27 protein-coding genes, 1 tRNA gene and 1 pseudogene are annotated in these 24,737 nt (G+C 52.9%); 15 read left to right on the forward strand and 14 right to left on the reverse strand.

Going from position 1 to position 24,737, the window contains the following annotated elements; translation table 11 throughout:
* Window position 1: 1 nt before the first annotated feature.
* A complete protein-coding gene (locus NK55_RS00955) occupies window positions 2-241 on the reverse strand; it encodes a hypothetical protein (RefSeq protein ID WP_024123990.1) in 240 nt (79 codons plus the stop codon).
* A gap of 143 nt (window positions 242-384) precedes the next feature.
* Here NK55_RS00955 and queF point away from each other — a divergent pair, with 143 nt between their 5' ends.
* The 4 genes from queF (at window position 385) to NK55_RS00980 (ending at window position 3,945) form a co-directional block, all read left to right on the forward strand.
* Window positions 385-783 (forward strand): preQ(1) synthase, encoded by a 399-nt coding sequence (queF, locus tag NK55_RS00960; protein WP_024123991.1) that lies wholly within the window; start codon window positions 385-387, stop codon window positions 781-783.
* A gap of 19 nt (window positions 784-802) precedes the next feature.
* Window positions 803-874: transfer RNA gene (locus tag NK55_RS00965), tRNA-Gly, on the forward strand.
* A 447-nt stretch (window positions 875-1,321) separates the two neighbouring features.
* Window positions 1,322-2,095 carry a 1-(5-phosphoribosyl)-5-[(5-phosphoribosylamino)methylideneamino]imidazole-4-carboxamide isomerase gene (gene hisA / locus NK55_RS00975; RefSeq protein WP_024123992.1) on the forward strand — a complete coding sequence of 258 codons (774 nt, stop codon included), beginning with the start codon at window positions 1,322-1,324 and terminating at the stop codon, window positions 2,093-2,095.
* 41 nt (window positions 2,096-2,136) lie between these two features.
* Window positions 2,137-3,945 carry an ABC transporter ATP-binding protein gene (locus NK55_RS00980; protein ID WP_024123993.1) on the forward strand — a complete coding sequence of 603 codons (1,809 nt, stop codon included), beginning with the start codon at window positions 2,137-2,139 and terminating at the stop codon, window positions 3,943-3,945.
* Here NK55_RS00980 and ppk1 read toward each other — a convergent pair.
* On the reverse strand, window positions 3,942-6,140 hold the full coding sequence (gene ppk1, locus NK55_RS00985) for a polyphosphate kinase 1 (RefSeq protein ID WP_041429370.1): 2,199 nt from the start codon (window positions 6,138-6,140) through the stop codon (window positions 3,942-3,944). The two genes, NK55_RS00980 and ppk1, sit on opposite strands and share 4 nt — an antisense overlap.
* A gap of 131 nt (window positions 6,141-6,271) precedes the next feature.
* On the opposite strand from ppk1, the gene lysS reads away from it, so the two are divergent.
* The 3 genes from lysS (at window position 6,272) to NK55_RS01000 (ending at window position 8,985) form a co-directional block, all read left to right on the forward strand.
* On the forward strand, window positions 6,272-7,792 hold the full coding sequence (gene lysS / locus NK55_RS00990; protein ID WP_024123995.1) for a lysine--tRNA ligase: 1,521 nt from the start codon (window positions 6,272-6,274) through the stop codon (window positions 7,790-7,792).
* Window positions 7,793-7,868: 76 nt separating this feature from the next.
* Window positions 7,869-8,150: an ATP-dependent Clp protease adapter ClpS gene (gene clpS, locus NK55_RS00995; RefSeq protein WP_024123996.1), complete on the forward strand. Its 282-nt coding sequence runs from the start codon at window positions 7,869-7,871 to the stop codon at window positions 8,148-8,150.
* Window positions 8,134-8,985 (forward strand): CPBP family intramembrane glutamic endopeptidase, encoded by an 852-nt coding sequence (locus NK55_RS01000; RefSeq protein ID WP_225871765.1) that lies wholly within the window; start codon window positions 8,134-8,136, stop codon window positions 8,983-8,985. The genes clpS and NK55_RS01000 overlap by 17 nt, the downstream gene beginning before the upstream one ends.
* On the opposite strand, the gene NK55_RS01005 is transcribed toward NK55_RS01000, so the two are convergent.
* From NK55_RS01005 to bioD, 4 genes are all read right to left on the reverse strand, one after another.
* On the reverse strand, window positions 8,957-10,285 hold the full coding sequence (locus NK55_RS01005; protein WP_024123998.1) for a 16S rRNA (cytosine(967)-C(5))-methyltransferase: 1,329 nt from the start codon (window positions 10,283-10,285) through the stop codon (window positions 8,957-8,959). The two genes, NK55_RS01000 and NK55_RS01005, sit on opposite strands and share 29 nt — an antisense overlap.
* Entirely contained in the window at window positions 10,276-10,734 is a 459-nt protein-coding gene (locus NK55_RS01010; protein WP_011056063.1) for a DUF3531 family protein, read from the reverse strand. The genes NK55_RS01005 and NK55_RS01010 overlap by 10 nt, the downstream gene beginning before the upstream one ends.
* Window positions 10,731-11,291 carry a glutathione S-transferase family protein gene (locus NK55_RS01015; protein ID WP_024123999.1) on the reverse strand — a complete coding sequence of 187 codons (561 nt, stop codon included), beginning with the start codon at window positions 11,289-11,291 and terminating at the stop codon, window positions 10,731-10,733. The genes NK55_RS01010 and NK55_RS01015 overlap by 4 nt, the downstream gene beginning before the upstream one ends.
* Window positions 11,292-11,400: 109 nt before the next feature.
* Window positions 11,401-12,036, reverse strand: a complete 636-nt coding sequence (gene bioD, locus NK55_RS01020; RefSeq protein WP_051372869.1) for a dethiobiotin synthase — start codon at window positions 12,034-12,036, stop codon at window positions 11,401-11,403.
* Window positions 12,037-12,132: 96 nt separating this feature from the next.
* Here bioD and NK55_RS13000 point away from each other — a divergent pair, with 96 nt between their 5' ends.
* The 8 genes and pseudogenes from NK55_RS13000 (at window position 12,133) to NK55_RS13360 (ending at window position 18,110) form a co-directional block, all read left to right on the forward strand.
* Window positions 12,133-12,327, forward strand: coding sequence for a hypothetical protein (locus tag NK55_RS13000; protein WP_157869614.1), 195 nt, complete (start codon window positions 12,133-12,135; stop codon window positions 12,325-12,327).
* A gap of 136 nt (window positions 12,328-12,463) precedes the next feature.
* On the forward strand, window positions 12,464-13,447 hold the full coding sequence (locus tag NK55_RS01025; RefSeq protein ID WP_024124001.1) for an alpha-ketoacid dehydrogenase subunit beta: 984 nt from the start codon (window positions 12,464-12,466) through the stop codon (window positions 13,445-13,447).
* Window positions 13,448-13,449: 2 nt separating this feature from the next.
* Window positions 13,450-14,879: pseudogene (gene secD / locus NK55_RS14185) on the forward strand (protein translocase subunit SecD).
* The gene (secF, locus tag NK55_RS01035) at window positions 14,876-15,829 is read left to right on the forward strand and encodes a protein translocase subunit SecF (RefSeq protein WP_024124002.1); all 954 of its coding nucleotides are present in this window, start codon (window positions 14,876-14,878) and stop codon (window positions 15,827-15,829) included. Before secD ends, secF begins: the two are co-directional and overlap by 4 nt.
* Before the next feature lie 6 nt (window positions 15,830-15,835).
* Window positions 15,836-16,522, forward strand: coding sequence for a hypothetical protein (locus NK55_RS01040; protein ID WP_024124003.1), 687 nt, complete (start codon window positions 15,836-15,838; stop codon window positions 16,520-16,522).
* A gap of 45 nt (window positions 16,523-16,567) precedes the next feature.
* Window positions 16,568-17,284: a DUF3120 domain-containing protein gene (locus tag NK55_RS01045; RefSeq protein WP_225871766.1), complete on the forward strand. Its 717-nt coding sequence runs from the start codon at window positions 16,568-16,570 to the stop codon at window positions 17,282-17,284.
* A gap of 77 nt (window positions 17,285-17,361) precedes the next feature.
* Window positions 17,362-17,733 (forward strand): hypothetical protein, encoded by a 372-nt coding sequence (locus tag NK55_RS13355; RefSeq protein ID WP_051372745.1) that lies wholly within the window; start codon window positions 17,362-17,364, stop codon window positions 17,731-17,733.
* Entirely contained in the window at window positions 17,730-18,110 is a 381-nt protein-coding gene (locus tag NK55_RS13360) for an E3 ubiquitin ligase family protein (RefSeq protein ID WP_051372746.1), read from the forward strand. The genes NK55_RS13355 and NK55_RS13360 overlap by 4 nt, the downstream gene beginning before the upstream one ends.
* 10 nt (window positions 18,111-18,120) lie before the next feature.
* Here the strand turns inward: NK55_RS13360 and NK55_RS01055 are convergent, their stop codons facing one another.
* From NK55_RS01055 to NK55_RS01090, 8 genes are all read right to left on the reverse strand, one after another.
* Window positions 18,121-18,447, reverse strand: a complete 327-nt coding sequence (locus NK55_RS01055; protein WP_024124005.1) for a hypothetical protein — start codon at window positions 18,445-18,447, stop codon at window positions 18,121-18,123.
* A 147-nt stretch (window positions 18,448-18,594) separates the two neighbouring features.
* Window positions 18,595-18,690, reverse strand: a complete 96-nt coding sequence (gene psaM / locus NK55_RS01060; protein ID WP_011056052.1) for a photosystem I reaction center subunit XII — start codon at window positions 18,688-18,690, stop codon at window positions 18,595-18,597.
* 105 nt (window positions 18,691-18,795) lie between these two features.
* On the reverse strand, window positions 18,796-19,386 hold the full coding sequence (locus NK55_RS01065) for a hypothetical protein (RefSeq protein ID WP_024124006.1): 591 nt from the start codon (window positions 19,384-19,386) through the stop codon (window positions 18,796-18,798).
* Entirely contained in the window at window positions 19,383-20,540 is a 1,158-nt protein-coding gene (locus tag NK55_RS01070; protein ID WP_024124007.1) for a HAMP domain-containing sensor histidine kinase, read from the reverse strand. Before NK55_RS01070 ends, NK55_RS01065 begins: the two co-directional genes overlap by 4 nt.
* Window positions 20,541-20,990, reverse strand: a complete 450-nt coding sequence (locus NK55_RS01075) for a hypothetical protein (RefSeq protein ID WP_024124008.1) — start codon at window positions 20,988-20,990, stop codon at window positions 20,541-20,543.
* A 117-nt stretch (window positions 20,991-21,107) separates the two neighbouring features.
* On the reverse strand, window positions 21,108-23,465 hold the full coding sequence (locus NK55_RS01080) for a GH116 family glycosyl hydrolase (protein ID WP_024124009.1): 2,358 nt from the start codon (window positions 23,463-23,465) through the stop codon (window positions 21,108-21,110).
* Window positions 23,466-23,503: 38 nt separating this feature from the next.
* Window positions 23,504-23,896: a Fur family transcriptional regulator gene (locus NK55_RS01085; protein WP_024124010.1), complete on the reverse strand. Its 393-nt coding sequence runs from the start codon at window positions 23,894-23,896 to the stop codon at window positions 23,504-23,506.
* A 61-nt stretch (window positions 23,897-23,957) separates the two neighbouring features.
* The gene (locus NK55_RS01090; RefSeq protein ID WP_024124011.1) at window positions 23,958-24,548 is read right to left on the reverse strand and encodes a bifunctional 2-polyprenyl-6-hydroxyphenol methylase/3-demethylubiquinol 3-O-methyltransferase UbiG; all 591 of its coding nucleotides are present in this window, start codon (window positions 24,546-24,548) and stop codon (window positions 23,958-23,960) included.
* Window positions 24,549-24,737: the final 189 nt, after the last annotated feature.

Here is a 24,737-nt window from a genome sequence, read left to right on the forward strand (position 1 = left end):
GTTAGCAGATTTCCCGCACCAACAGCCCTTGGCGGATTTTCTCCTCCACAAACTGGCGGTAAAGCTCTAGCTCTTCATAGGTAACTTTGCCGTCGGCACGAATTTGTTGCTTGATCTGCCCCATTTCGTCAGCAGTCAGTACCCCGTCAGCGATCGCTCGCTCTAGTAGTTTCTTTAGTTTGGCTAGTTCCGCCTTATCCGCCTTTGAGAGAGGGATTCCATTTGGCTGATACCGTTCCATCGGACTCTCGTCTCCACAACCTCTCTATCCTATTGTCACCCTGAAATGTTGGTGTCGAGGGGCTAACAACTTAAATCTTGATAAACTTTAGTCATGGTTCACAGAGAATCTCCTATTCATTCTCAACCGGTTGGAAGTAAACAATGCAAGTATCAGAAATGAAGTACGGCGAACGCGCCATTCAAGAAGGTCAACTGATGACATTTCCCAACCCCCGTCCCGGTCGGCAATACACTATTGAGATTACCCTGCCGGAGTTTACCTGTAAGTGTCCATTTTCAGGCTATCCTGACTTTGCGACCCTCTATGTCAGCTATATTCCCCATGAAAAGGTGGTGGAACTGAAGGCCATTAAGCTGTACATCAACAGTTATCGCGATCGCTACATTTCCCACGAAGAAGCCGTAAATCAAGTCCTCGATGATCTCGTGGCCGCCTGTGACCCCCTCTACATGAAAATCAAAGGCGACTTTGCCCCCCGTGGAAATGTACATACCGTCATTACGGTCGAACACCATCGCCAGGCGGTCAGTTCGTGCTAAGATGATACATTGCAAGACTGCGGACGTAATTCAGTGGTAGAATGTCAGCTTCCCAAGCTGAACGTCGTGGGTTCGAGTCCCATCGTCCGCTCTCAAAACATCACTATGGGGAAGAGGAGTTTTGTCAGTAACCCAAGGGTAGCCGCCAAAAGCGCAGCGAAGAGCCCCTATACTCTTCCATCCGTTCTAATCTGCCGCTGAGAAATATCCTCTAATGGGGCTGCTACCGTCTAATCCCCTGGCCCTGCTTGCCCCCACCGATATATTGCTCCAGCTTGCCTCTACCGAATCAATTTTGTCCTCCAGTCTTTGAAACGGCATGTTACTGGTGGCAAATATCCAGCTTTTTGTCTATAGCCTGCAGGCTGGCCTGCCTCCCTTCAGGGGCATTCAACACTTAGCCCAACTCAGAACAGATGACAGGTTCACTCACCGCCAGCCTCCTTTATTAATCCACTCATACGCTTTACCCCTTGTGACTGCTAGGATGGGAGTTGTGCTTAAATTTTTAATTTTTCAATAAGGATTTCTGACGCCAATGGATGTGATTCCCGCCATTGATTTACTTGACGGCAAATGTGTGCGTCTAGTGCAGGGGAACTATGACAAGGTCAATGTCTTTCATGACGATCCTCTAAAAGTCGCCCTTTATTGGCAACGCTTGGGCGCCCCCCGCTTGCATTTGGTTGACCTAGATGCTGCCAAAACAGGAGAGCCGCGCAACTACGACCTGATTGGCAAAATTGTCGCATCCCTGGAAATTCCAGTACAGGTTGGTGGCGGCTTGCGATCGCGCCAAGCAGTTGCTGATCTCCTTCTCCAAGGCGTCAATCGTGCTATTTTGGGGACCGTGGCTCTTGAGAATCCAGAGCTAGTTGCCAGTTTGGCTGCAGAATACCCCGGACGGATTTGGGTAGGGCTAGATGCTCGCAATGGCTATGTGGCAACGCGGGGTTGGTTGGAAACTTCAAAAATTTTGGCAACCGATCTTGCCCAAAACATGGCAGCAATGGGGGTGGCGGGGTTTGTTTACACCGATATTCAGAGGGATGGCACCCTCCAAGGACCGAATATTCCAGCACTGCAGCAGTTGTTGGCAGTAACTAATCGCCCCGTGATTGCCTCTGGCGGTGTGAGTTCCCTCAGGGATATTCTCAGTCTTTTTGCTCTGACACCCCATGGTTTAGTGGGAGCGATCGTTGGCAAGGCGCTCTATACCAAAGCGGTGGATTTACGAGAAGCCGTTCGTGCGGTTGGTCAAGGTCGCTGGCAAGACATTCCACCAGATCTAGGAAGCAGCACTTGGGCATAACTGGTCTAAGATAGATTCGTTGTTAGGCCTCAACAAATGAAATGCTAAAGCATCCTGCGTTCCGCTCCCTTAGTAAAATTTGGCAACTACTGGATGGGCGCGATCGCTGGCAATTGTTCGGTATTGGCTTGCTGATGCTGCTTTCGAGTCTTTGGGAAGCGGTGGGGGTAGGGTTAGTGCTGCCCTTTATAGCGGTTGTGGAAAAACCTGAGCGATTGAATAGCCTTCTCTTTTGGCGTCAAACTCCCCTCACAAATACAGAACAAGCTCAGTGGCTCCTGATACTGAGTGCAGTTTTTGGCCTTCTGTATCTATGCAAGAATTTGTTTCTTGCCTTGAGCAGTTATCTGCAGTTGCGGTTCTTGAACAGTAAAAACCGCAAGTTTGCAACCTTACTACTGCAGAGCTATATCCATAAGCCCTACACCTTTCATCTGCAAAATAATACCGCCACATTGATCCAGAATGTAAGTGAAATAAATAGTGTTTTCAACTTTTACCTACTACCCTTATTAAATGTTTTTGCGGAATCCTTGGTTGTTTTCGCTATATTTTCAGTTATTATTTTGGTCAATCCCTTCATCTCAATTCTGGTTATCGCTTTAATTTCAATACTTTCTTTCATTTTCTTTCAAGTGTTTCGGCGCCAACTTCAGACTGTGGGTCAGCGCCGTGTTGGTTATGCCCAAAAAGTGATCCAAAGCATTAATGAAGCTTTGGGTGGGATCAAGGAACTCAAGTTACTTGGTCGAGAGGCTCACTTCCTCAAGACCTATGCTAAAAACATGACTGAGGAGCGCCAGGCTAACCTATTCATTCTATTTGCTCAGCAGGTGCCCCGTCTCTACTTCGAAAGCGTGGCGGTGCTCACTATTGTTCTGATTATTATCCTAACGCTACTGCAGCGAGGTAGTGTGGCCCAGGTGTTACCCTTGATCTCCCTGTTTGCCGCTGCTGCATTTCGCCTGTTGCCTTCGGCGACGCGCTTGATAGGTAACCTCAATTCCATAACCTACTATTCTGCTAGTGTGGACCTGGTTTATGACGATGTTTTGGAAGTGCGAACACTTCAGCGCTCTGAGCCTCTGGGCTGCCCAAGAAAGCCTATTTTTCAAGATTGCTTAGAACTCATTGATGTGCACTATACCTACCCGAATGCCGCTCAACCTGCGATTCAAGGGGTGTCCCTCAGGATTCAGCGGGGGGAAATGGTAGGGTTTGTGGGGGCATCGGGCGCAGGAAAGACGACTATTGTTGACTTGATTTTGGGGTTGCTCACCCCTTCCCAGGGCGATATTCGCGTCGATGGCATCAGCATTTATGGCAACCTTGGCCAATGGCAAGGGCAAATTGGCTATATTCCCCAAGCAATTTATCTATCGGATGATACCCTGCGTCACAACATTGCCTTTGGCCTGCCGGATGAAGCGATTGATGAGGAGGCGTTATGGGCAGCGGTCAAGGCCGCGCAGCTCGCTGCCTTTGTTGATTCACTGCCGCAGGGTCTGGATACAGTGGTCGGGGAACGGGGAATTCGTCTTTCTGGCGGACAGCGGCAACGGATTGGCATTGCCCGGGCCCTCTATCACAACCCTTCCGTCTTGGTGATGGATGAAGCCACGGCTGCCCTTGATAACCAAACGGAAGCCGGGCTCATGGATGCAATTCAAGCTCTCAGTAACGAAAAGACCATCATTATGATTGCCCACCGCCTGAGTACTGTTATGGGGTGCGATCGCCTGTACCTAATGGCCAATGGCCAAGTGGTCGCTGTAGGGAGCTACCAAGAACTTCTGCAAACGAGTCCAGACTTTCGAGCCATTGCTCAAGGGTATGCAGGAGTACCCTAGTGGCTTGCTTGTACTTCTTTGAGGGTGCGTGCCATTAAAACACGATGGGTACCCCGCTCCGCTTCTCCAGGTGCTGGCTGTCGTTGCTGGTAGGTGCCATCGGGTTGCAGTTCCCACGCTTGGCGATTGTCTGCCAACATAATTTCAAGTAGTTCTTTGAGTTCCAGTTGAATGGTTGGATCTTCAATGGGGGTAATGGCTTCAACGCGGCGGTCTAGGTTGCGCGATCGCCAGTCGGCACTGCCAATGTAATACTCTGGCTGCCCATTGTTGCCAAAGTAGAAAATCCGGGAGTGCTCTAAAAAGCGGCCAATGATACTAATCACCCGAATGCGATCGCTCACGCCCGGTACTCCGGGGCGCAGACAGCACATACCGCGAATAATCAAATCAATTTCCACCCCTGCTTGGGAGGCCTCATAGAGGGTGCGAATCACCTGCGTATCTGTAATTGCATTCATCTTGGCAATGATCCGCCCCGGCTGACCATTGCGTGCGTGTTCAATTTCGCGGTAAATCAACTGCAGGGTGCGATCGCGCATCGTGACCGGGGCAACAAGAAGCTTGCGATAATCCCGCTGGCGGGCATAGCCCGTGAGCACATTAAAGAGTTCCGAGAGATCTGCTCCCAATTCCGCGCGGCAGGAAAATAGCCCCAAGTCCTCATACAGACCAGCAGTTTTGGGATTGTAATTGCCAGTGCCAATGTGGACATAGCGGCGAATTTGTCCCGCCTCTTGGCGCACAACCAGAACTGTTTTGGTGTGAGTCTTCAGACCCGGTACACCATAGACCACATGGACACCCACTTTCTCCAGCTTCCGTGCCCAGAGGATATTATTTTCCTCATCAAAGCGCGCCTTCAGTTCCACCAAAACCGCCACCTGTTTGCCATTCTCTGCCGCTTTAATCAGGGCACTGACAATCGGCGAGTCACCGGAGGTGCGATAGAGGGTCATCTTAATGGCCAGCACTTGGGGATCATGGGCCGCCAAAGTGATAAAGCGCTGTACCGTTGCCGCAAAGGAATGGTAGGGGTGATGAACGATAATATCCCCTTCGCGAATGAGACTAAAGAGTTCGTTGGCAACAGCTTCCCAATAGTCGGTGCCAAGAGTGGTAATTTCACTGCTTGTGTCAAACATGGATTCCCGTTCCTCTACCCGCTGCCAACTGGGGGGAACTTGGGGTTGCCACTCGGGATCCTTTAACTGGGGCAAGGGCAATCCCATAAAGGCAAACAAATCATTCAAGCACAACAGACCATCGAGTTCATAGACATCGATCTCCTCGAGATCCATCTCTTCCATTAGGGTTTGCCTCAGAAGCGGTGGAATGCCCCGCTGCACCTCCAGACGCACCACAGAGCCAAAGCGCCGTTTACGAATTTCCTGTTCAATGGCAATCAGTAAATCATCGGCCTTGTCCGTTTCTAGTTCGAGGTCGGCACTGCGGGTAATGCGAAAGGCAAAGTAGGCCTGAATCTCCATCCCCGGAAAGAGAGCACTGAGGTTGTGGGCAATAATTTCTTCGAGGGGAACGCCCAGCCAATGAATACCTTGGGGCGAGTGCAAGTGCTGGGGAAGGGCAACAAAGCGTGGAAACTGATTGGGTACCTTCACCCGTGCCAGTCGTTCTTGGCCAGATTCTGGATCACGAATTAGGACAGCAAGGTTAAGGCTGAGGCTAGAAATATAGGGGAAAGGGTGCGCTGGATCAACGGCTAAGGGGGTGAGCACGGGGAACACTTGGGCTTGGAAGTAGTCGTTAAGGTAGGCCTGCTGCTCGGGCGTCAACTCATTAAAGCGAGTGAGGAAAATAGATTCCTTGGCCAAGAGGGCACGCAGTTCTTGGTCGAAATAGCGGTGTTGCTCCGTAACAATCGGTAAGAGATATTGCCGCACTGCCTGCAATTGCTCCGCTGGAGGCATGCCATCGGCTCCGCCTTGGAGAATGCCACTTTCCACTTGCTGCTTCAAACCGGCCACGCGCACCATGAAAAATTCATCCAAGTTGGCACTGAAAATGGCCATAAATTTGAGCCGCTCTAGTAGCGGTGTGCGAGGGTCATAGGCTTCGTGGAGTACCCGCTTATTAAATTCCAGCCAGCTTAAAGAGCGATTGAAGTAGTATTGCGGATCCTGCAGATCAATGGCTTCGGGTGCTTTACGGCGAGGGGACTTCGCAGAGGGCATAGCCGTTTGTTCTTGTTCATTGGTCACACTAGCTTCCACTGTACTCGATTCCCCTTTTGCAGCGTTGCCACCGATTCCAGAGCGTACAATAAGAAGGTTAAGGTTTGCTAATCGGGAGACTTTCTACCAATATGGCCGACGTGGGGGCAACGGGAGCCGAAATTCGGGCAACACGGATTGAGAAAGCAAAAACATTGCAAGCAAAGGGAATGAGCCCCTATGCCTATCGCTGGGAGCGCACCCATACTGCAGCAGTGCTGCAAGAAAAATATGCCCATTTGGCTGCTGGCGAAGCGGTGGGCGATCGCGTGAGGGTGGCTGGTCGCATTATGGCGCGGCGCGTCTTTGGCAAGCTGGCCTTTTTTACGCTTCAGGATGACAGCGGCACGATTCAGCTTTACCTCGATAAGCAAACCATTAGCCAAGGCATGGGGGAAGGCGCCTTTGCTGATTTAAAACACCTGACCGATGTCGGCGATATCCTTGGCGCTGTCGGTACCCTCAAGCGCACCGAGAAGGGCGAACTCTCGGTTGTGGTGGAATCCTACACCATGCTGACAAAATCATTGTTGCCCCTACCGGACAAATGGCACGGTCTCACGGATGTGGAAAAGCGCTATCGTCAGCGCTATGTAGATCTCATCGTCAACCCCCAAGTTCGTGACACATTCCGCAAGCGAGCACTCATCACTGCCGCCATTCGTCGCTACCTCAATGAGCAGGGCTTTATTGAAATTGAAACACCTGTTCTCCAGGCGGAAGCTGGGGGTGCCGAGGCACGTCCTTTTATTACCTACCACAACACCTTGGAGATGCAGCTTTATTTGCGGATTGCCACCGAACTCCACCTGAAGCGCCTGATTGTTGGTGGGTTTGAGAAGGTGTATGAACTGGGGCGCATCTTTCGCAATGAGGGTATCTCAACCAAGCACAACCCTGAATTTACATCCATTGAGGTCTATCAGGCCTACGCCGACTATAACGATATGATGACGCTGACGGAGGCGATGATTACCACAGCGGCGATGGAGGTGTTGGGCACACTCAAAATCACCTATCAAGGGGAAACAATTGATCTGACGCCGCCATGGCGACGGGTGACAATGCACGATGTGGTGTTGGCAGCCACTGAGATTGACTTTCGCCAATTAAAAGATCTGACAGCGGCTAAAACAGCTGCTCAAAAGGTAGGTGTAAAAGACTTAGACACCTGTGACACGATTGGCCGAGTGCTCAATGAAGTTTTTGAGCAAATCGTTGAACCTACATTGATTCAGCCCACCTTTGTTCTCGACTACCCTGTGGAGATTTCTCCCTTGGCCAAGCCCCACCGCAGTCAGCCGGGACTGGTGGAGCGATTTGAATTATTTATCGTTGGCCGCGAGCATGCCAATAGTTTTTCGGAGTTAACAGATCCCTTGGATCAACGGCAACGCTTGGAGGAACAAGCACGGCGCAAGGCGGCTGGGGATTTGGAAGCCCATAGTGTTGATGAAGATTTTCTCACCGCCTTAGAACATGGAATGCCGCCCACAGGAGGTTTAGGAATTGGCATTGACCGCTTGGTAATGCTGCTCACGGATTCGCCAAGTATTCGGGATGTGATTGCTTTCCCGCTGTTACGTCCTGAATCGGTGGGTAGTCAGGTTTGATGGGTTTGCTAAAATCTTAAGCGTATTTACTGACTGTCTTACCCTGAGTGTCCACTGAATGGAGGCATAGCCAACAATGTCAGTGCAAACTATTGAAAAGCCCGCAACCGTTCGCAAGTTGGCTCCCCGTTATCGGGTGCTCCTTCACAATGACAACGTCAACTCTATGGAGTATGTGGTGGAGGTATTGCTGAAGACGGTGCCAAGCCTCACCCAACCCCAGGCCGTGGATATTATGATGGAGGCACACCTGACGGGGGTTGCCCTAGTGATTACCTGTGCCCTTGAGCACGCTGAATTTTACTGTGAAGGCCTGAAAATGGCAGGGCTAACGAGTACCATTGAACCGACTGAGTAAACCACTGTTTTCCCAGTTTTGGCGGCAAATGATCCGCCGCCCCTTTTGGATTCGGGTTTTTAGTTTTGCCCTGACGCTGCTGCTGCTGTGGTTGCCCCTTGGCCTAGGGCTCTATTTTGCTTGGGGAGAAGGGGGAGCAGCTAGCTTTGTCAATATGGGGCTGTTGTACCTCATTTTTATTCTCTTGCTGCGAGTCTGGGGGCAGCGGGTACACCACCAGCGATCGCCCCTCGTGTTTTATGGCCTGAAGGGCGGTTGGAACTTTGGGCGGGATGCTTTGCTGGGGTGGCTAGCGGGTGTGTTTTTGGTTGGCCTGCTATTTGCCATTGAGGGGCTTTTGGGTTGGGTGAGCTGGCAGGGGCTGCCGGATCGCTTTGGTCTGGTGCTGCTGGATGGCGTCCTAACCGGTGTTGCTGTGGGCTTTGCTGAGGAATTGTTGTTTCGGGGCTGGCTGTTGCAGGAACTAGAGCTAGAGTACCAACCGTGGTTTGCTCTCTTGCTCAATGGCCTGATTTTTGCGGCGTTGCACTATCTGCATCCCTTAGAGGTGATTTTAGCCACATGGCCGCAGTTTTTTGGCTTAGCACTGTTGGGTTGGATTCTCAGTTTGAGTAAATGGGTCTTTGGTGGCCGTTTAGGCTTTCCCATGGGACTTCACGGTGGCTTAGTCTGGGCTTATTTTGGTGTCAATGTGGGAAAATTGGTGACCTACACCGGTGTGGCACCAGAGTGGCTAACGGGCATTAACGGTAACCCGATCGCCGGCCTGCTGGGGGTGGGTATTTTAATTCTGGTGGCTTTGGGGCTTAGCTATCGCGTCGCAACCGCACCATAAAAAAGCCATCCATGTCATCCCGTTGTGGCCACACGGTGATCCAACCTGCCGGTGCTGCTTTTAGGGGAAAGTTGGGGGGCGGTGGTTCAATGTGCCACTGGGGATGGTGAGCCAGAAACTGCTGAATCTGGGCCTCATTTTCTGCCGATTCCAAGCTACAGGTGGCATAAACGAGTAAGCCGTGGGGTTTGACCCACTGGGAGACGGTGGCCAAGAGTTGGGCTTGCAGGGGCAAGAGTTCAGCTAAGCGCGTCTTTAGGGGTCGCCAGCGGACATCGGCATGGCGGTGCAGCGTGCCTGTTCCCGAGCAGGGTACGTCTAAAAGGACACGATCGCCCATTGCTGCAAAATCCCCTGCCGTCGCACTATCTAGGGTGTGAATTTCAATGCTTTTGAGGCCGAGGCGATCGCGATTTTGCTGCAGTTTCCGCAAACGAGCGGGGGAGCGATCGCAGGCAATGACACGGCCTTGATCTCCCATTAACTCAGCAATGTGGGTGGTTTTTCCTCCGGGGGCGGCACAGGCATCAATGACCACCTCCCCGGGCTGGGGATCTAACAGATGGCTTACCCATTGTGCTGCCCGATCCTGAACCGACCAGTAACCTGCGGCATAGCCGGGGAGTTCCTGCATCGATTGCCCACAGTGGGATAGAACCAGTCCTTGGGGCAGGGGGGGAATTGGTTGCAACCCATAGCCTGCTGTTTCAAAATCAGCGATTAGCTGATCAGCTGTTACTCGCAGTGGATTGAGGCGTAGATCGAGGCGGGGCGGCTGATTGAACCACTGACAGAGGGCAGTACACTCCTGAAGATGCAAACGTTCTAACCAAGAGGCAATCAGTGCATCGGGAAAGCTATAGCGACACCCGAGTTGAGACACCAGGGGGAGGTGGGCAATGAAAGCTTCAAGGGGATCGCTGGTGCAGCGGCTGTAATGGCGCAAGACCCCATTCACCAGTTTGGCAAAGCCTCCTAAGCCAATCTGCTTGACCAATTCAACGCTGCTGTGGACGGCGGCATGGGTGGGGATGCGATCCAGGTACCGCAGTTGATAGAGTCCTAAACGCAAGACTAACTGGACAGGCAGGGGAGGAAGTTGGCGACAAAACCCCTGAATCAGGGTATCTAAGGTGCGCTGTTGGCGAATAGTTCCATAGACCAGTTCAGTCACTAGGGTGCGATCGCTCCCATCGAGGGCATACCGCTGCAAGACCTGATGCAGTGCCACATCGGCATAGGCGCCCTTGGCTACCCGGTCTAGGGCATCAAGGGCAAGACGCCGTGCACTTAGTTCCACGCCGATTGCTCAATCATTTCCCGCTGTTCACTGGTGGCGATCGGCCACTCAGGGTTGTCACCACCAATCACGAGGGTTTTTAAGGGCACATAGTCCTCACTAAATTGATGGAGGGCATTGATTAAGACATCCAAGGCCAAGGCGTCACTGGTACCCAAATCAAACCAGCAGCGAGCCCAGCGATCGTTGTACTCAAACTCGCCCATATTGTGCATCACCGCCATCAGCGAACTTTCGGCTTGGGCGCGATCGTACTCTAGGTGACTGAGGTCTAAACCTGTTTCCTGGACTTGAAGATTCTCAGCATTGAATCCCCCCAGTTTCCCAAGGAAAAACCAGGAGTTAAAGACTTCCTCCAGATACTGCTGCTCCACGGACGAAGGTGGTGCCGCAAATTCCACCCAAATCCATACATCAAAGGGATTCACTTCACGGAAGATGACATTCATGCCCTAGCTCCCATTAAACCCTTCTGAAAGGCAGGCCGTTGTTGCAAGCGGGCTACATAATCCGCTACAGCAGGATAGGGACTCAAGTCCACCTGAAAGAGCATCTGGAGATAGGCCAGCATCGACCCGAGGGCAACATCGGCCACCGAAAAGTCCTTGCCGAGAATGTAGGATTGCCCCATGAGAGCCGTCTCAATGCCCTTGAGCAGTTGTGGAAGCTGGCGATCGCGCGTTTCGGGCGGAAACATTGCCTGGGTCAGGGTAGAGTTGGCAAACAGCACCCACTGATAAACTTGGGCAGCGGCGGCCGCATCCTTGGGTAATTCACCGTGAACCTGGGCAAGATAGAGCAAAATCGCCCCTGATTCCCAAAGCACCACATCCCCATCCACAATCACGGGCACTTTACCCATGGGGTTGAGTTTGAGAAATTCAGGCTGATGTTGTTCCCCAGCTTGGAGATCTATCAGCACAAACTCATAGGGAATGCCCAGTTCTTCTAAATACCAGCGGACAATACTGGCGCGGGATTTGGCGCCGCCATAGAGCTTTAGCATAGGTCAGTTGCAGCGATCAATGTGTCAATCAAATTTCAGTCACTTTTATTTATTATGATCCTTGATTGATCCTTGATCGACCTCAAAATCATTTCCTGCCTAACTCTCCTCAGCGCCAAAGCAGATGTAGGGGCCATTCAGCTACCACTTCCGCCAAGTGCTCATTGGACGGTTGACCATAGGGCAGCACCCCCAACACCGGCACTTGGGTAAAATGGCTGAGAAAGTCTGGGGGGGTCCACTGTTCAATCTCGGCATCACTACAGGGGGTAACACAGTTGAGAATTAGACCACGAATGGCCAACTGGTACTGCCGGGCAAGGGCAATATTGGCCACAATTTGGGCGATCGCCCCCAAGCGTACTGTTGCCACTAAGACAATGGGCAACTGCCAAGCGGCTGCCAAATCCGCCACTGTCCACTCCCAAGTAATGGGCGAGCCTAGGCCCCCAATCCCTTCAACTAAAAGATAATCAAACCGCTCCTGAAGCTGCTGGTAAGTCTGCCAGATGGGGGCTAAATCAATCCTGCGATTTTCCAATTGGGCTGCAATGGGAGGCGCAAGGGGGGCTCCAAAACTCAGAGGGCACACCTCCCTGGGCGTTTGTTCCAGAGGTAGGGTTTGACAGTAGTAGTCCCCATCGCCAATCTCAACCGCTGTTCCACTTTGCATGGGCTTGAGAATGCCCCAGCGTTCTTGAGGACGGTAGCGATGGGCGTAAGACCACAGGGCTCGTGTGATCATTGTTTTGCCCACCCCAGTATCGACACCGGTAATGAGTAAAGACTGGCAATGCTGTGAAATGTTCAACCCTCCCTACCGTTGTCGCGATAGTTCTCAATGGATTATACCCATTTCATCTTCTTTTTCACTTTGATTAAATTCACTTCATTAAATGTGACGGCAAAACCTGATCCTGTTGCAGCTCATGGTGAATGGCTGCAAAACTGCTGGGATGGGCAGGGAGCGATCGCGCCAAAGACCTCAATTGTGGGTACTCCGAAACCGCTGAGGGCCAATATGTTTTCAGTATAGACGCCCTAGGGGTTAGAGGGCATCGGGATATCAATCAGGGCTTTTAATCATCAGAACTCGTAGGGGGGGCGATCGCAGGCGGCGCAGTTTCAAGTACTCTAGGAAATAGTCCTTACTGAATGTCTGCCGCGCAACCATGGCTGAGACCCTCATGTTTAATGCCCTTCGTGCTGCCATTGATGAAGAAATGGAGCGAGATCCCACGGTTTTTGTGCTGGGGGAAGATGTGGGACATTATGGCGGCTCCTACAAAGTCACCAAAGACCTCTACAAAAAGTATGGTGAACTGCGCCTATTGGATACCCCCATTGCCGAAAATAGCTTTACTGGCATGGCCATTGGGGCAGCCATGACCGGCTTGCGTCCCATTGTCGAGGGCATGAACATGGGCTTTTTGCTGTTGGCCTTCAATCAGATTGCCAACAATGCTGGCATGCTGCGCTACACCTCTGGCGGCAACTTCAAAATTCCAATTGTGATCCGTGGTCCCGGTGGGGTTGGGCGACAACTGGGGGCAGAGCACTCCCAACGGCTCGAGGCCTACTTTCAAGCAGTGCCGGGATTAAAAATTGTTGCCTGCTCGACTCCCTACAACGCCAAAGGCTTGCTCAAGTCAGCGATTCGCGATCCCAATCCGGTGCTGTTCTTTGAGCATGTGCTCCTATACAACCTCAAGGAGGATCTCCCAGAGGAAGAATATCTCCTACCGCTTGATAAAGCCGAAGTTGTTCGCACTGGTCAAGATGTAACGATCTTGACCTACTCGCGGATGCGTCACCATGTTCTGCAAGCGGTGAAAACCCTTGAAAAAGAGGGCTACGACCCCGAAGTGATTGACCTGATTTCCCTAAAGCCCTTCGACTTTGGGACAATTGGTGCCTCGATTCGCAAAACCCATCGCGTGGTGATTGTCGAAGAGTGCATGAAGACAGGGGGGATTGGTGCCGAACTTTCAGCTTCGATCATGGAACGCTACTTTGATGAACTGGATGCACCGGTCATCCGCCTTTCTTCCAAAGATGTTCCTACCCCCTACAATGGCACCCTAGAGAATCTGACGATTGTGCAACCGCCTCAAATTGTAGCGGCAGTGCAAAAGCTGGTGCAGGGACAGGTTTAGCCATGGGAAAGTATCGCGGCTGGCTGATTGGCATTTTGGTGTTGCTGATGGCTGCCACGTGGGTCATTGTGCGCACGCCGGCTCGGCTGGGCTTAGATCTGCGGGGGGGTGCCCAACTGACGTTGCAGGTGCAAACAACAGACAAGGTGCCGCAAATTACGCCCCAAGTGCTGGCGGCAGTTCAAGGGGTGGTGCAACGGCGGATTGATGGCTTGGGTGTTGCCGAAGCAGTGGTACAAACCGCCGGGGACGACAAGCTTTTGGTGCAATTGCCCGGGGTGACGGATCCACAGCAGGCGGAGCGAATTCTCAAGGGGACAGCGCAACTGCTCTTTGCTGTGCAGAAGTCGGGCACAGAGACACAACTGCAAATTGAGCGGCAACTTCAGTCGCAACTGCTCTTGGAACAGGCTCAACTCTTGGCGGAGCAGGCTCAGAAGGCCAATGATCCCGAAGCCCTGAAGGAGATTGAGGCGAAGCTAGAAAAAACCGTGACTCCCTTGAAAAAAGCCAGCAAGCGATCGCCGGCCTCTTTAGACCCTCCGATTTAACGGGGGCAATGCTCAGGGAGGCCTTTGCCACTCCAGTGGCGCCTGGATCCCCAAACTGGAGTGTGATTGTCCGCTTTGACAACCAAGGGGCTGAACTGTTTGCCCAACTGACGAAGGAGATTGCTGGCACGGGCCGCAGCCTTGGGATTTTTCTTGACAATCGCCTGATTAGTGCGCCAACTGTGGCGGTGGAATATGCAGAAACGGGGATTGTTGGCGGGAGTGCGGAGATTTCTGGGGGTTTTACTGCCCAAACTGCGAATGATTTAGCGATTCAGTTGCAGGGGGGTGCACTGCCGGTGCCCCTAGAGGTCGTGGAAAACCGCACGGTGGGTGCTTCCCTGGGGCAAGACAGTATTCGCGATAGTCTCTATGCCGGCTTGGCGGGCTTGGGGTTGGTGCTAGTCTTTATGGTCGCCTACTACCGCCTGCCGGGACTCATTGCCGATATTGCCCTGCTTCTATATGCCATCTTTACCTATGCAGCTTTTCTGCTGTTTGGGGTGACGCTGACACTGCCGGGGATTGCGGGTTTTATTCTCAGTATTGGTATGGCGGTGGATGCCAATGTGCTCATTTTTGAGCGTACCCGCGAGGAGCTGCGGGCAGGAAAAACCCTCTACCGTGCCGTTGAATCGGGGTTCGATCGCGCCTTTGCCAGTATTCTGGATAGCAATGTCACCACCTTGATTGCCTGTGCTGCCCTCTTTGCCTTGGGAACAGGGTTTGTCCGCGGTTTTGCCGTTACCCTTGCCATTGGCATTGGCATTAGTATGTTTACGGCTCTCACCTGTAGTCGCACGTTTCTGTTCTATGCCATTAGCATTCCCAGTCTGCGTAGGCCCAATTGGTTCTGTCCAAAACTGGAGAGCGTTCGATGAGCTTTAGTGTCAATCGCCAGCGATCGCTCTGGTGGGGTCTATCTTTGGTGGTCATTCTCAGTGGGCTTGTGGCCATGGCCATCTCTTGGGTGTCCCTGGGCACTCCCCTGCGGTTAGGCTTAGATTTTATTGGCGGGACGCGGTTGCAATTTGAACTGGCCTGCAGCGCCACCAACAACTGTTCTCAGCCCATTGATATTGATGTGGTGCGTCAAGTGCTCAACCAGCAGGGATTGGGCAACAGCAGCTTGCAAATTGTGGGTGAGTATGGGGTGAGTATTCGCACAGTGCCTCTCTCTGTGGATCAGCGCAGCCGCCTCAGTGACGCCCTCACGCAAAAAATCGGTGACTTTGACCCCCAGAAAACCCAAATTGAGACCGTTGGTCCGACCCTTGGCAATGAAATCCTGCGATCGGGACTGCTGGCACTGTTGGTATCGTTTATTGGCATTACGATTTATCTGACGCTGCGCTTCCAGTTTGACTATGCCTGTTTTGCCCTTGTCGCCCTTGTCCACGATGTATTGGTGACCACCGGCATTTTTGCCATTTTAGGACTTGTGGCAGGGGTGGAAATTGATAGCCTCTTCATTGTGGCGCTGCTCACGATCATTGGTTTTTCTGTGAACGATACAGTGGTCATCTACGACCGCGTGCGGGAAACACTGAACCTCAACCCAGAGCTTGGAATTCAAGAGGTGGTGGATCAGGCCGTAGTGCAAACCCTTGGCCGCTCCATCAATACCACCCTGACAACGCTACTGCCTCTGATCACGATTCTTCTCTTTGGGGGCGATACACTGCGCTACTTTGCCTTGGCCTTGCTGATTGGTTTCACAACGGGGGCCTATTCAAGTATTTTCATTGCCAGTACTCTCCTTGCCTGGTGGCGCGATCGCCAGCCGCCGCGTCCCGCTACGAATACCCTGGAGACAACGTCGACGCCCTAACTGGTTGTGCTCATTCCCCTCACCCAAGAGAAAGTCCGTCAATTGGTGCCGCTGGTGGCCACCGGTTCCCAGTATCGCTATGTTTGGGGCAAGCTTCAGGACTTTCTACGACGCTTAACCTTCTCCGTGGTGGCGGTGGCCGTTATTGCCTTGGGTTTGAATTTTTTAGGGGATAGCGCTCAACTGATTTTGGGTCTGGTGGCGGGTCTCTATTGGCTCTGGGCACCGGCAGTGCTAGCCTCATTTCGCAATCGTCGCCATCGGCGGTTTCCCTATGGCGGCTTTTGGCGCGGGCGTGTCTTGGATGTTTATGTCACGGAAGAATTGGTGGGCAAAGAAGAGACAGTTAACGACAAGGGACAACTCGTCATTATTGAGAACCGTGAACGCTGCTTGAATCTGGAGATTGGCGATAAAACGGGCTTTGAAACCAGAGTGCAAGCCAAATTGCTGCGTCAACATCGAGGGATTCGCCCTGGCGATGCAGCGGAAATGCTGGTTCTCTCCCGTCGTCCTGATCTTGCAGAGATTGAATTGATTTCTGAAGTTTTCCTACCCCGCCATCGCCTCTGGATTGGCACCTACCCAATTTTGCAGCGGGATGCCTTTATTGATTTATCAGAAACCCTGCGGCGCAAAGCGCGCTCTCAAGCGCCTCGGCGATCGCCCCGCTCCCGACGTTCCAGCCTGTGATACCTTAAAGGAAAGAAATAAAAGTTAACAATTTCCGATATTCCCTTGACTGCTCTTACTTCCCCCTCGACACTTTCCTCTCTGCGCCTTGGCTCACGGCTAGCTTGGTTGCTCTTTGGCTTTGCCGCCTGCTTGGTCTCCATTCCCGTTTTTATTGAGGCGCCTCTCGTGCGGACATTGCCTTGGCTGAGTTTGGCTTTGACGCCGCTGCTGGTGGGTCTCAGTTTTTATCTCCAACGCCAGCCCCACTCCCGCTATTGGGGTGAGATGCTTTATGGATTTAGCTGGTGTTGGGGGGCAGGTTCGCTCTACTGGGGATGGTTGCGCTGGGAACCCCTGTGGCATTTGCCCATTGAGGCTTTACCCATTCCGCTGATGCTCTGGCACCTGCGGCAACGGCAGCAACTGGTGGGCGTGTTCTTTTTTTGCGGCTCTTTTCTGGGCACTGCCATCACTGATGCCTACTTTTACTTGATTGATGTGATTCCCCATTGGCGAGCCATTATGTATCTCGAAGGGGATGTCATTTCAGTTCAGGAGATGCTTGCACAGGCGATCGCTCAGGCCCAGACCTTTAGTGGCCAGGTGTGGGGGGTTCTCTTGAGCCTGAGTTTGCTCCTCATTGGTCTGCTGCCCCTCTTTGAATCCCAGATTCGTCGTGGCTCCGTCTTGCCCGTATGGGGATTTATGGGCGCTGTCTTGAGTACACTCGTTGTTGACGGTCTCTTTGGCCTTACCATTGGCCTAATGTCGATGAGTTAAAAGAGTTAACCTCTGGCAGCATGCGGGACTTCCCGCCGATAAAGCTAAAATCAGCACAGAGGGATTCAACGGCAACCATGGGGGTTTTTGCTCACCTTTGCTTAACGGGATCGGCTTTTCTCTTTGCCCTTGAGGGCTATTATCGGCTGAAGCTCAGAGGAATAAAGGTGGCCAGTCCTAGCACCATTGGTGAGTTACAAAAGTTCCAACAACAGGTGGCTCAGGAGATGGGTAGCGGCAGTTGGCGCGAGTATGTGCAGGTGGTTGGTCAAGTAACGGCGTCTCAGCCCTTGCTCTCGGAAGTGAAGCGCATTCCCTGTGTCTATTACAAAACGATTATCAGCCGCGAGTATGAAAAACAGGGGAGCGATCGCTCCTCGGAAATCATTGGCCGCCATGAGCAGTCAACCCTATTTTTCTGCGCGATCATCAAGGGGAGATTGAGGTGAACCCTGTCGGTGCTGAGATTGAAGCTGTGCAGGTCTTAGATGAACTGCGGCCAGTGGATAAACCCCATTCCCTTGCCTTCTCTTTAGGGGTTCTGTCATTGAATTGGCGCTTTGGTAGTAATACAACGCTTGGCTATCGCTATCAGGAGTGGGTGCTGCCCTTGGGGCAACCCATCTCGGTGGTGGGCATGGCCTCGGATCAGGGGGGAGTTCTCCGCCTCCAAAAGCCGCAAAACAGGGGACAAAAATTCATCATTTCCCTGAGCTTTGAGGATCCGCTGATTCAGCAGTACAAACAGCAAAAACGAAAAATGACCTATGCTTCCCTGAGTGCCGCTCTCTGTGGTGTCTGTGGTTTAGTTTTGGCCTTGTTTTAGGGTTTTAGGCTTAATCGGGTTCTTGCTTTGGGTTTTTAGGTTGTATCCAGATGATCCGCCGCTGATTGGCGCCAATTAAATTGGCCTCCTCCTGGGCAATGCGCCGCCGTGCTTGGGGCTGGCGATCGCGCTCCTGTTCCCGTTGTAATTCCCTAACTCGCGCCTCCAGTTGGGCCACTTCCGCTTCGAGGGCATGGAGTTTTTGCAGTTGACTCAGTTGATAGGGCACCAGCTTGGCGATCGCCCCAAGGGCAAAGGCGAGTAGCACTAGATTCACTGCAATTTTGGCACCCGCTTCCCAGGCAATCGCAGGAATTTTTCGAAGAGAGTGAGCCATGGCTAAACCGTGAACGGCAAGTTGTCTATCAGTATAAAAGAAAAAGGCAGCTCCTTTGCTTGAGCAACGCCATGGGGAACTGCCTAATAAATTTTTAAATTTTTAGAGAAATAGAGCCCTGCAGCCAGTTGGCAACAACCGTTCTGACTACTTGTACAACTCAGTGGAAAGCCGAAATGCCAGTACCGCAGGCAACAGGGCAATCACAAGGGCAACGTAAACTTGGGTATCGGTCAGCGCCATGAACAACTCCTTTATGGAATAACAGTCGCGATCAAGTGCTGTATTTATTACTCCATAGGTACTCCCCTTTGGCAACGCCTCCTCATAGTTCGTAACATTTTGCAGCTAGGTCTCTGGGGTGACCCTAGAACGCCAGTGGGGCAGCCGTCGCAGGATAGTCAGCATTGACACCCCTGTGGCCAGAAGTGTCAGCAAACTCAGCCCCACCAAGAGCACATAGAAGGGACGCCCCACCTCCCCCCAATAGCTTCCCTGATGTAGGCTCAGGAAAATTGCCGCCTGTTCCTTGGAGAGGCCAAACCAGTTGCGGCCAAGGCGATAGGCAATTCCTGTCGTGGCACTCACGAGCAAGGGCAATGCTGCAATGCCAGCTAGGAGGTGATGTAGCCGCCGCGCTGACCACTGGCCAGGGAGCGATCGCCCCCACAGGAGACCCAAACCCGTAGCAATGATTCCCAGCAAGCCCAAGCCAAGGACCAACACATAGAGCGGCACGCCCCATTCCCCCAGATAGCGGCCCTCATGGAGGGTCATCATTGCCCGCCCAAAGTCTTTAGATAGCCCAAACCAACTGCGCCCAAGACGATGGGCTATTCCCGTTGTGGCTGAGATCAATAGGGGTAGGGCAAAGATCACCACAAGGAATTGATGCCCCTGACTGCTGATCTTGGCAAGACGCGGTTTCAGAGCACTCATGGTTCCACCTCCATTTGCCAGGGAATCGCCAAGGTAAAGGCCGTGCCGCGATCGCCTGCGTAGGGACTGGTCACCCGCAGGTTTAGACCATAGGGACGCAGCAAATCCTGAGCGATCGCCAAGCCCAGACCACTCCCCTCAATCTCGCTGTCCGCTTGAATCCCCCGATATCCCCGTTCAAAAAGACGCGGCTGCACCTCCTTAGGAATGCCACAGCCGGTATCCCAAACGGTTAACTCTAAGGCGGTGGGCGAGAGCGTCAAGCGCAGACCAATCGTGCCCCCTTGCGGGGTGTACTTAAAAGCATTGTCCAGTAGATTACCGACAACCTCCTGCAGCACCCGTTCCTCGAGCCAGATGGGCGGCAGTTGAGGCGGTATCTCCACCACAAAGGTTTTACCCTCCATTTCAGCGCGAGCTTGGGCGGCACTGATCAGCGGCAAGAGAGTTTCAGCTAGATCGAGGGGTTTACCCGCAAGGGGTAGGGGCTGTCTGCCCGTAAAGACGGGAATATCGTTGCGCTGTTGGCGATAGTCCTCCAACAGTGCCATGAGCCGCTCTGTTTCCTTGGCAATGCCTTCGGCGAGGGGACGCCCCTTGTGATCAGGTTCCAAGCGTTTGAGCAGGAGCTTGACAAACGTGCGAATGGCGGCCACGGGATTGCGCAGTTGATGGAGCAGATCGTCAAAGCGCTGTTGCTGTTGATCCAGTGGGTGGGCGCGGCAGTGGCTGAGCCATTGTTGCCGTTGATCCAAGAGGCAGGCGATGGCCAGGGTTTGTGCCACCTGTTGCAATTGTGCCTGCTCTGCTGCCAGCCAAGGACGGTGTTGCCGCTGTGCCACCAGTACCCCCAAGACCCAATTTTGGTACATCAGGGGCAGGATCAGTTGATTGGCTAAGGACGAGACAACCTGTTGAGGGTAATGGCTTAGAGCAGTCTCTGGGGCTGCGGTTGGCGGTGGTAGTGTCGGGGGAATGGGTACGCTCAGGAGGGGTGCCGCCTCTGGATAAACCGCAACAGGGGACCATGAGGGAGAGTCGTTGAGGGTTTCACTAAGGTAGACCGCCAGTGAAGAGGCCCCCAAGCTGTTGACAACGAGTTCTAATTGGGTGCGACAGAGGGCAGCAAATTCTTCACTGGCTGGCCAGAGCATCTAGGCAGTAACCCCGGAGTGACTCGACACTTGCGGGAGGAGGACTTGAAAGTCACCACTCCCTTTTGTATATTCTTCCAGCAATTGCTTTTCAATGGGAAGCAGGTTGGGATCTGGGTCAGCCTCCTGTTCCTTGAAGGTTTCTTCAATGAGTCCCATCTGCTCCTCTGCTTCAGCAAGGGCACTGAGCAGTTCTTCATGGATGGGAACATTGCCGTTTTGACTCACCAGCAACTGGTAGCGATCGCGCAGGTCATGGAGTTCCCGCTGCATGGCCTCTTTTTCAGCCATGAGCTGCTCTGTCATTTGCTTGTAGTATTTGAACGCCATCAGAAAAGGGACGAGCTTTTCCCGCAGGGTCATGTGGTCAATATCGAGTTTGGTATAGCGTTCTGCCAGTTGGCTATAGGCTTGGCACAGACGTAGGTAACGTTGGCTGAGAGTATCCATAGATTATCTAGAGAAAGGGTTATTGAGGCGCTACCCCCTATCATAGACGGGCAGCCTATTGGTCGCCATTGTCGCGGTTTCAGCAATTAAAACAATGTAAAATAGACTACGAAATTTTTAGGCGGATTGTGAGCCTCCACTGACAAGAGCCAGTGCCCAGATAGCCATAGGGCGCAGGTACATACTGGCACGGAAGGTACCCTTGGCCGTAATCGCCTCCGGCGTCCGAAATTGCAGGCCATTCTCGTAGATTTGCCGTACCACCACTTCGGCTAAACGCCATGCTTCGTGGGTCATTCCCCGCTGCCACAAAAAGGCGGCCAAGCCAAAGTTAATCCCCGTCCATACTTCAAGGGGATGGGTAGCGTGGGGGTTTTCAGGTTGCCCGTTGGGCAATAGACCATTGGCAGCCCCCAACTGGCCGTTGTGAAATTTGAGAAAACAGGTGTCGTAAATTTTCCGCAGGGCGCGATCGCAACAGTCGGGGGGCACAATATCCACCAAGCCCAAGAGTTGGGCATAAAACTGGCCACACAGTTGATCCGCCATGATCACATCGGAGCCACTGCCCGTATCGAGACGATAGTACTCGCCATTCCACAGCAGTTGATGGTAGCGGGGGCGAGCTTGGCTAAGCCACTGGCGGTAGGTTTCCACCTGCGGTTGTTGGAGAATCGTGCCGAGGGCGATCGCCGCCTCTAGGGCTGCCAACCACAAGCCACCACAGTAGGCACTGACTCCCTGTAGTTTCCAGTCATCGTAGGTTTGATCCGGGGCACCCCCATTTTCTGGCAGCCCATCGCCATCCTGGTCAAATTGTTTCAAATAGTCTAAGGCTGCCACCACCGCCGACCAGCACTCACGGGCGAAATCGAGATCTGTCCCCCCAGTGAACAAAAAGTCTCGATAGACCAACAGCACAAAATCCGAGGCCAAATCTTTCCACAGATTACAGTCTTGGTAGGCCGTGTAGTTGGTCTTTTCCCAAGGGTGCTCATTGGGAGCACCGAGATCGTGGGGAACGGCATTGGCCAGTTTACGAGGCGCTTTGTAGGCGGTTTCGGGATCACCGCGATAGAAGTAGCCAATGATTCTCAGGGTTGGATCCGCTGTCGGAATGGCCCGCGCAAAGGCACGCATCACGGATTTTTCCAGCTCTGGCCACAGTTGCAGGAGGGCAAAGGAGCCATAAAGACGCACATCCAGACTTTCATACCAGCGGTAGTCAAGACATTCTAAAACGGCAAACTGACCCACAGGATCGCGATCGCTGGCCGCACTCCAGAGGCTCCCCCCACTACTGAGAACGTATAGCTCATTACACAGTGCCATCTTGAACCAGTCCGGCCAGTCGGGGTGGCTGAGGATCGGTGCTTGCCAAGTGCGAATCTGCTCTTGCCACGTGGCATAGGCGGCGAGGGCTTGGGCGGCAAGGGTGACGGCATTAGTCCCTCGGCGATCCCAAAAATCCGTGTAACGACGGTAATAGATCACCCCCTTGCCAAACTCGGTCACGGGAAAGTCCCACGCTAGGACCACAGGAATTTGTTTTCTTGCTCCCGGTGCCAAGGAAAAGCGCAGGGCAAAAGCGGCGGCCACCTGTTCTCCCACTGCCGCTGGGGTGGGGTCATGAACAAACGGTAGGGAACCATCCACGGAAAATGATTGCCATAGTTGTGCCCCATCTCCCTCTGGCTGCCAGCGACTACAGCCAAAAAACTCGCCAAGGCCTGTGGGAATTAATGCTGCCCATTCGCCATCCCCCTCTTGGGGTGGGTTGGGGTGGGGCATACGCCGCAGTCGCCAACCTTGAAAAGACGCCGTTTGAATCAGTTCATTAAAATTGCCGTCACTTTGACCCCAGCGGGGCGTGTAGGTATAGACAGGGCTACCATCATCGCGGATGGCAATGGCGGAAGAAGGGGCAGTATTGCGAAACCAACCGACGGTATTTTGCCACGAGAACATTAGGCTCAGGGTGAGGGACTGATCTGTGGGATTGCTGAATGTCCACAGAAACACCGCCACAGGGTAACTGGTTTCTTGGTAGTTGTGGGGCAGAATCGGTGAAAACTGTTCGCAGGTGATCTGGGCGCTAAAGACTCCCTCATAGACAAACCAACTGCGGGGATAGCGGGCAGCGTAGAAGCCTTTACCAGTGGGGTACCATTGCCAAGTACTGAGGCGGCCATCGCTCGGGGGAGTTCCTAGGGCGTAGGCTTGTGTCCGCTCTCCTTGCTCAAAAAGACTAAATTGACAGGCGGGCAGGGTGCCAAAGATGTGCTCTCCGCCATCAAGGTGCCAGAGGTTGAAGTCCCCGGCGGAGGAACGGCCAATACAGCCAGCGCCAAAGCCACCGAGGGGCATTCCATGCCAAGGGCCATCGTCTAAATTGCTGGCATAGCGAACGCGATAAGGATTCTCCCAGCCTTGGCCGATCGCCCGAGTCCAAGCACAGTTGGCAAATTCAATCACACCACTTTCCGAAGACTTGCCTAATCCAGAATACCGCTTTAGCGCTGCGCCATTTCTTGGCACTTTGCGCAGAGGCCAAAAAACTCCAGGGTGTGGTAAAAAACCTTGAAGTGATAGGACTCCTGTAGCGCCGTTTCGAGTTGCTGTACAGGACACTGCTCAATTCCAATGGATGTGCCGCAGTGTAAACAAGTGAGGTAGTGCTGATCCTGCTGCACCAAGCTATAGACCAGTTCACCACTGGGCAAGGGGCGTGCTTGCACCTCACCATTGATGCGCAGACTATCTAGGGTGCGATAAACCGTTGCCAGACCTAGGGGTGTATGTCGTTGCCGCAGTTCTAAAAAAAGCTCCTGCGCCGAGAGGGATCGGCCGCTGGCTCTAAGGGCATCGAGAATAATGGCTTGGCTACGGGTGCGTCGCGGCGGCATAGCAATAGAACAACATTACCTTGATTTTACCCTGCCCTTGCGGCTGCAATGAGATGAGCAATCAGACCTTGCGGCCAATCAGTTGGATCACCCAGCCTCGCCCGCGATGGCCTTGGCCCTCATGGATGTGCCGCTGGATTTCAAGGGCGTGGAGCCACTCTAGACCCGTCAGTTCTCTCTTCATTTGCTCTAGGTCGTGCAGTAGTTCCAGTGTGGGCGGGCCCCCTGTGCCCATCCCCAGTTGTTTCTTGCTGTAGGTCTCACTGAGATAGAGGCCTTGGGGCTTGAGGGCTTTGACAATGCGCTGGTTGACTAGGGTACGCAGCTCTGGTGGCAGATGGCAAAAAATAGCAATAATTCCATCCCAGGCGTTTTCACCCAGGTCAAAATCCCGCAGATCGCAGTGATAGGTGGTAATTGAGACTCCCCTTTCTTGAGCAAGGCGCTGTGCTTTTGCCAGTCCCACTTGGGAGGCATCCACAGCCGTGACGGCATATCCCTGTTGAGCAAGATAAACCGCATTACGTCCTTCCCCTTCGGCGAGGGAGAGAATTTGCCCTTGGGCCCCAAAGTCATGGGCATGGGCTTTGAGGAAGTCGTTTGGCTCCGTGCCGTAGAAATAGGTGTCTCCTTGAAAGCGAGTGTCCCACATAGATATCGGCTCTTTTAGACAGCAATCACTAGAGTTTCAAAGCGTTTTTCAGGGACTGGTCAGCCATCTTTTTCAAGCACAGCAATATACCCTCCAATTGCCTGATATGAGTCAGCGATTTTCCTTTTGTCTTGCCTTGAGTGATACAGCCGCCCAAGCTTGGGCATTCAGCGACCCCGTACCATCTTT

It is taken from the genome of Thermosynechococcus sp. NK55a (assembly GCF_000505665.1).
Lineage (GTDB): Bacteria > Cyanobacteriota > Cyanobacteriia > Thermosynechococcales > Thermosynechococcaceae > Thermosynechococcus.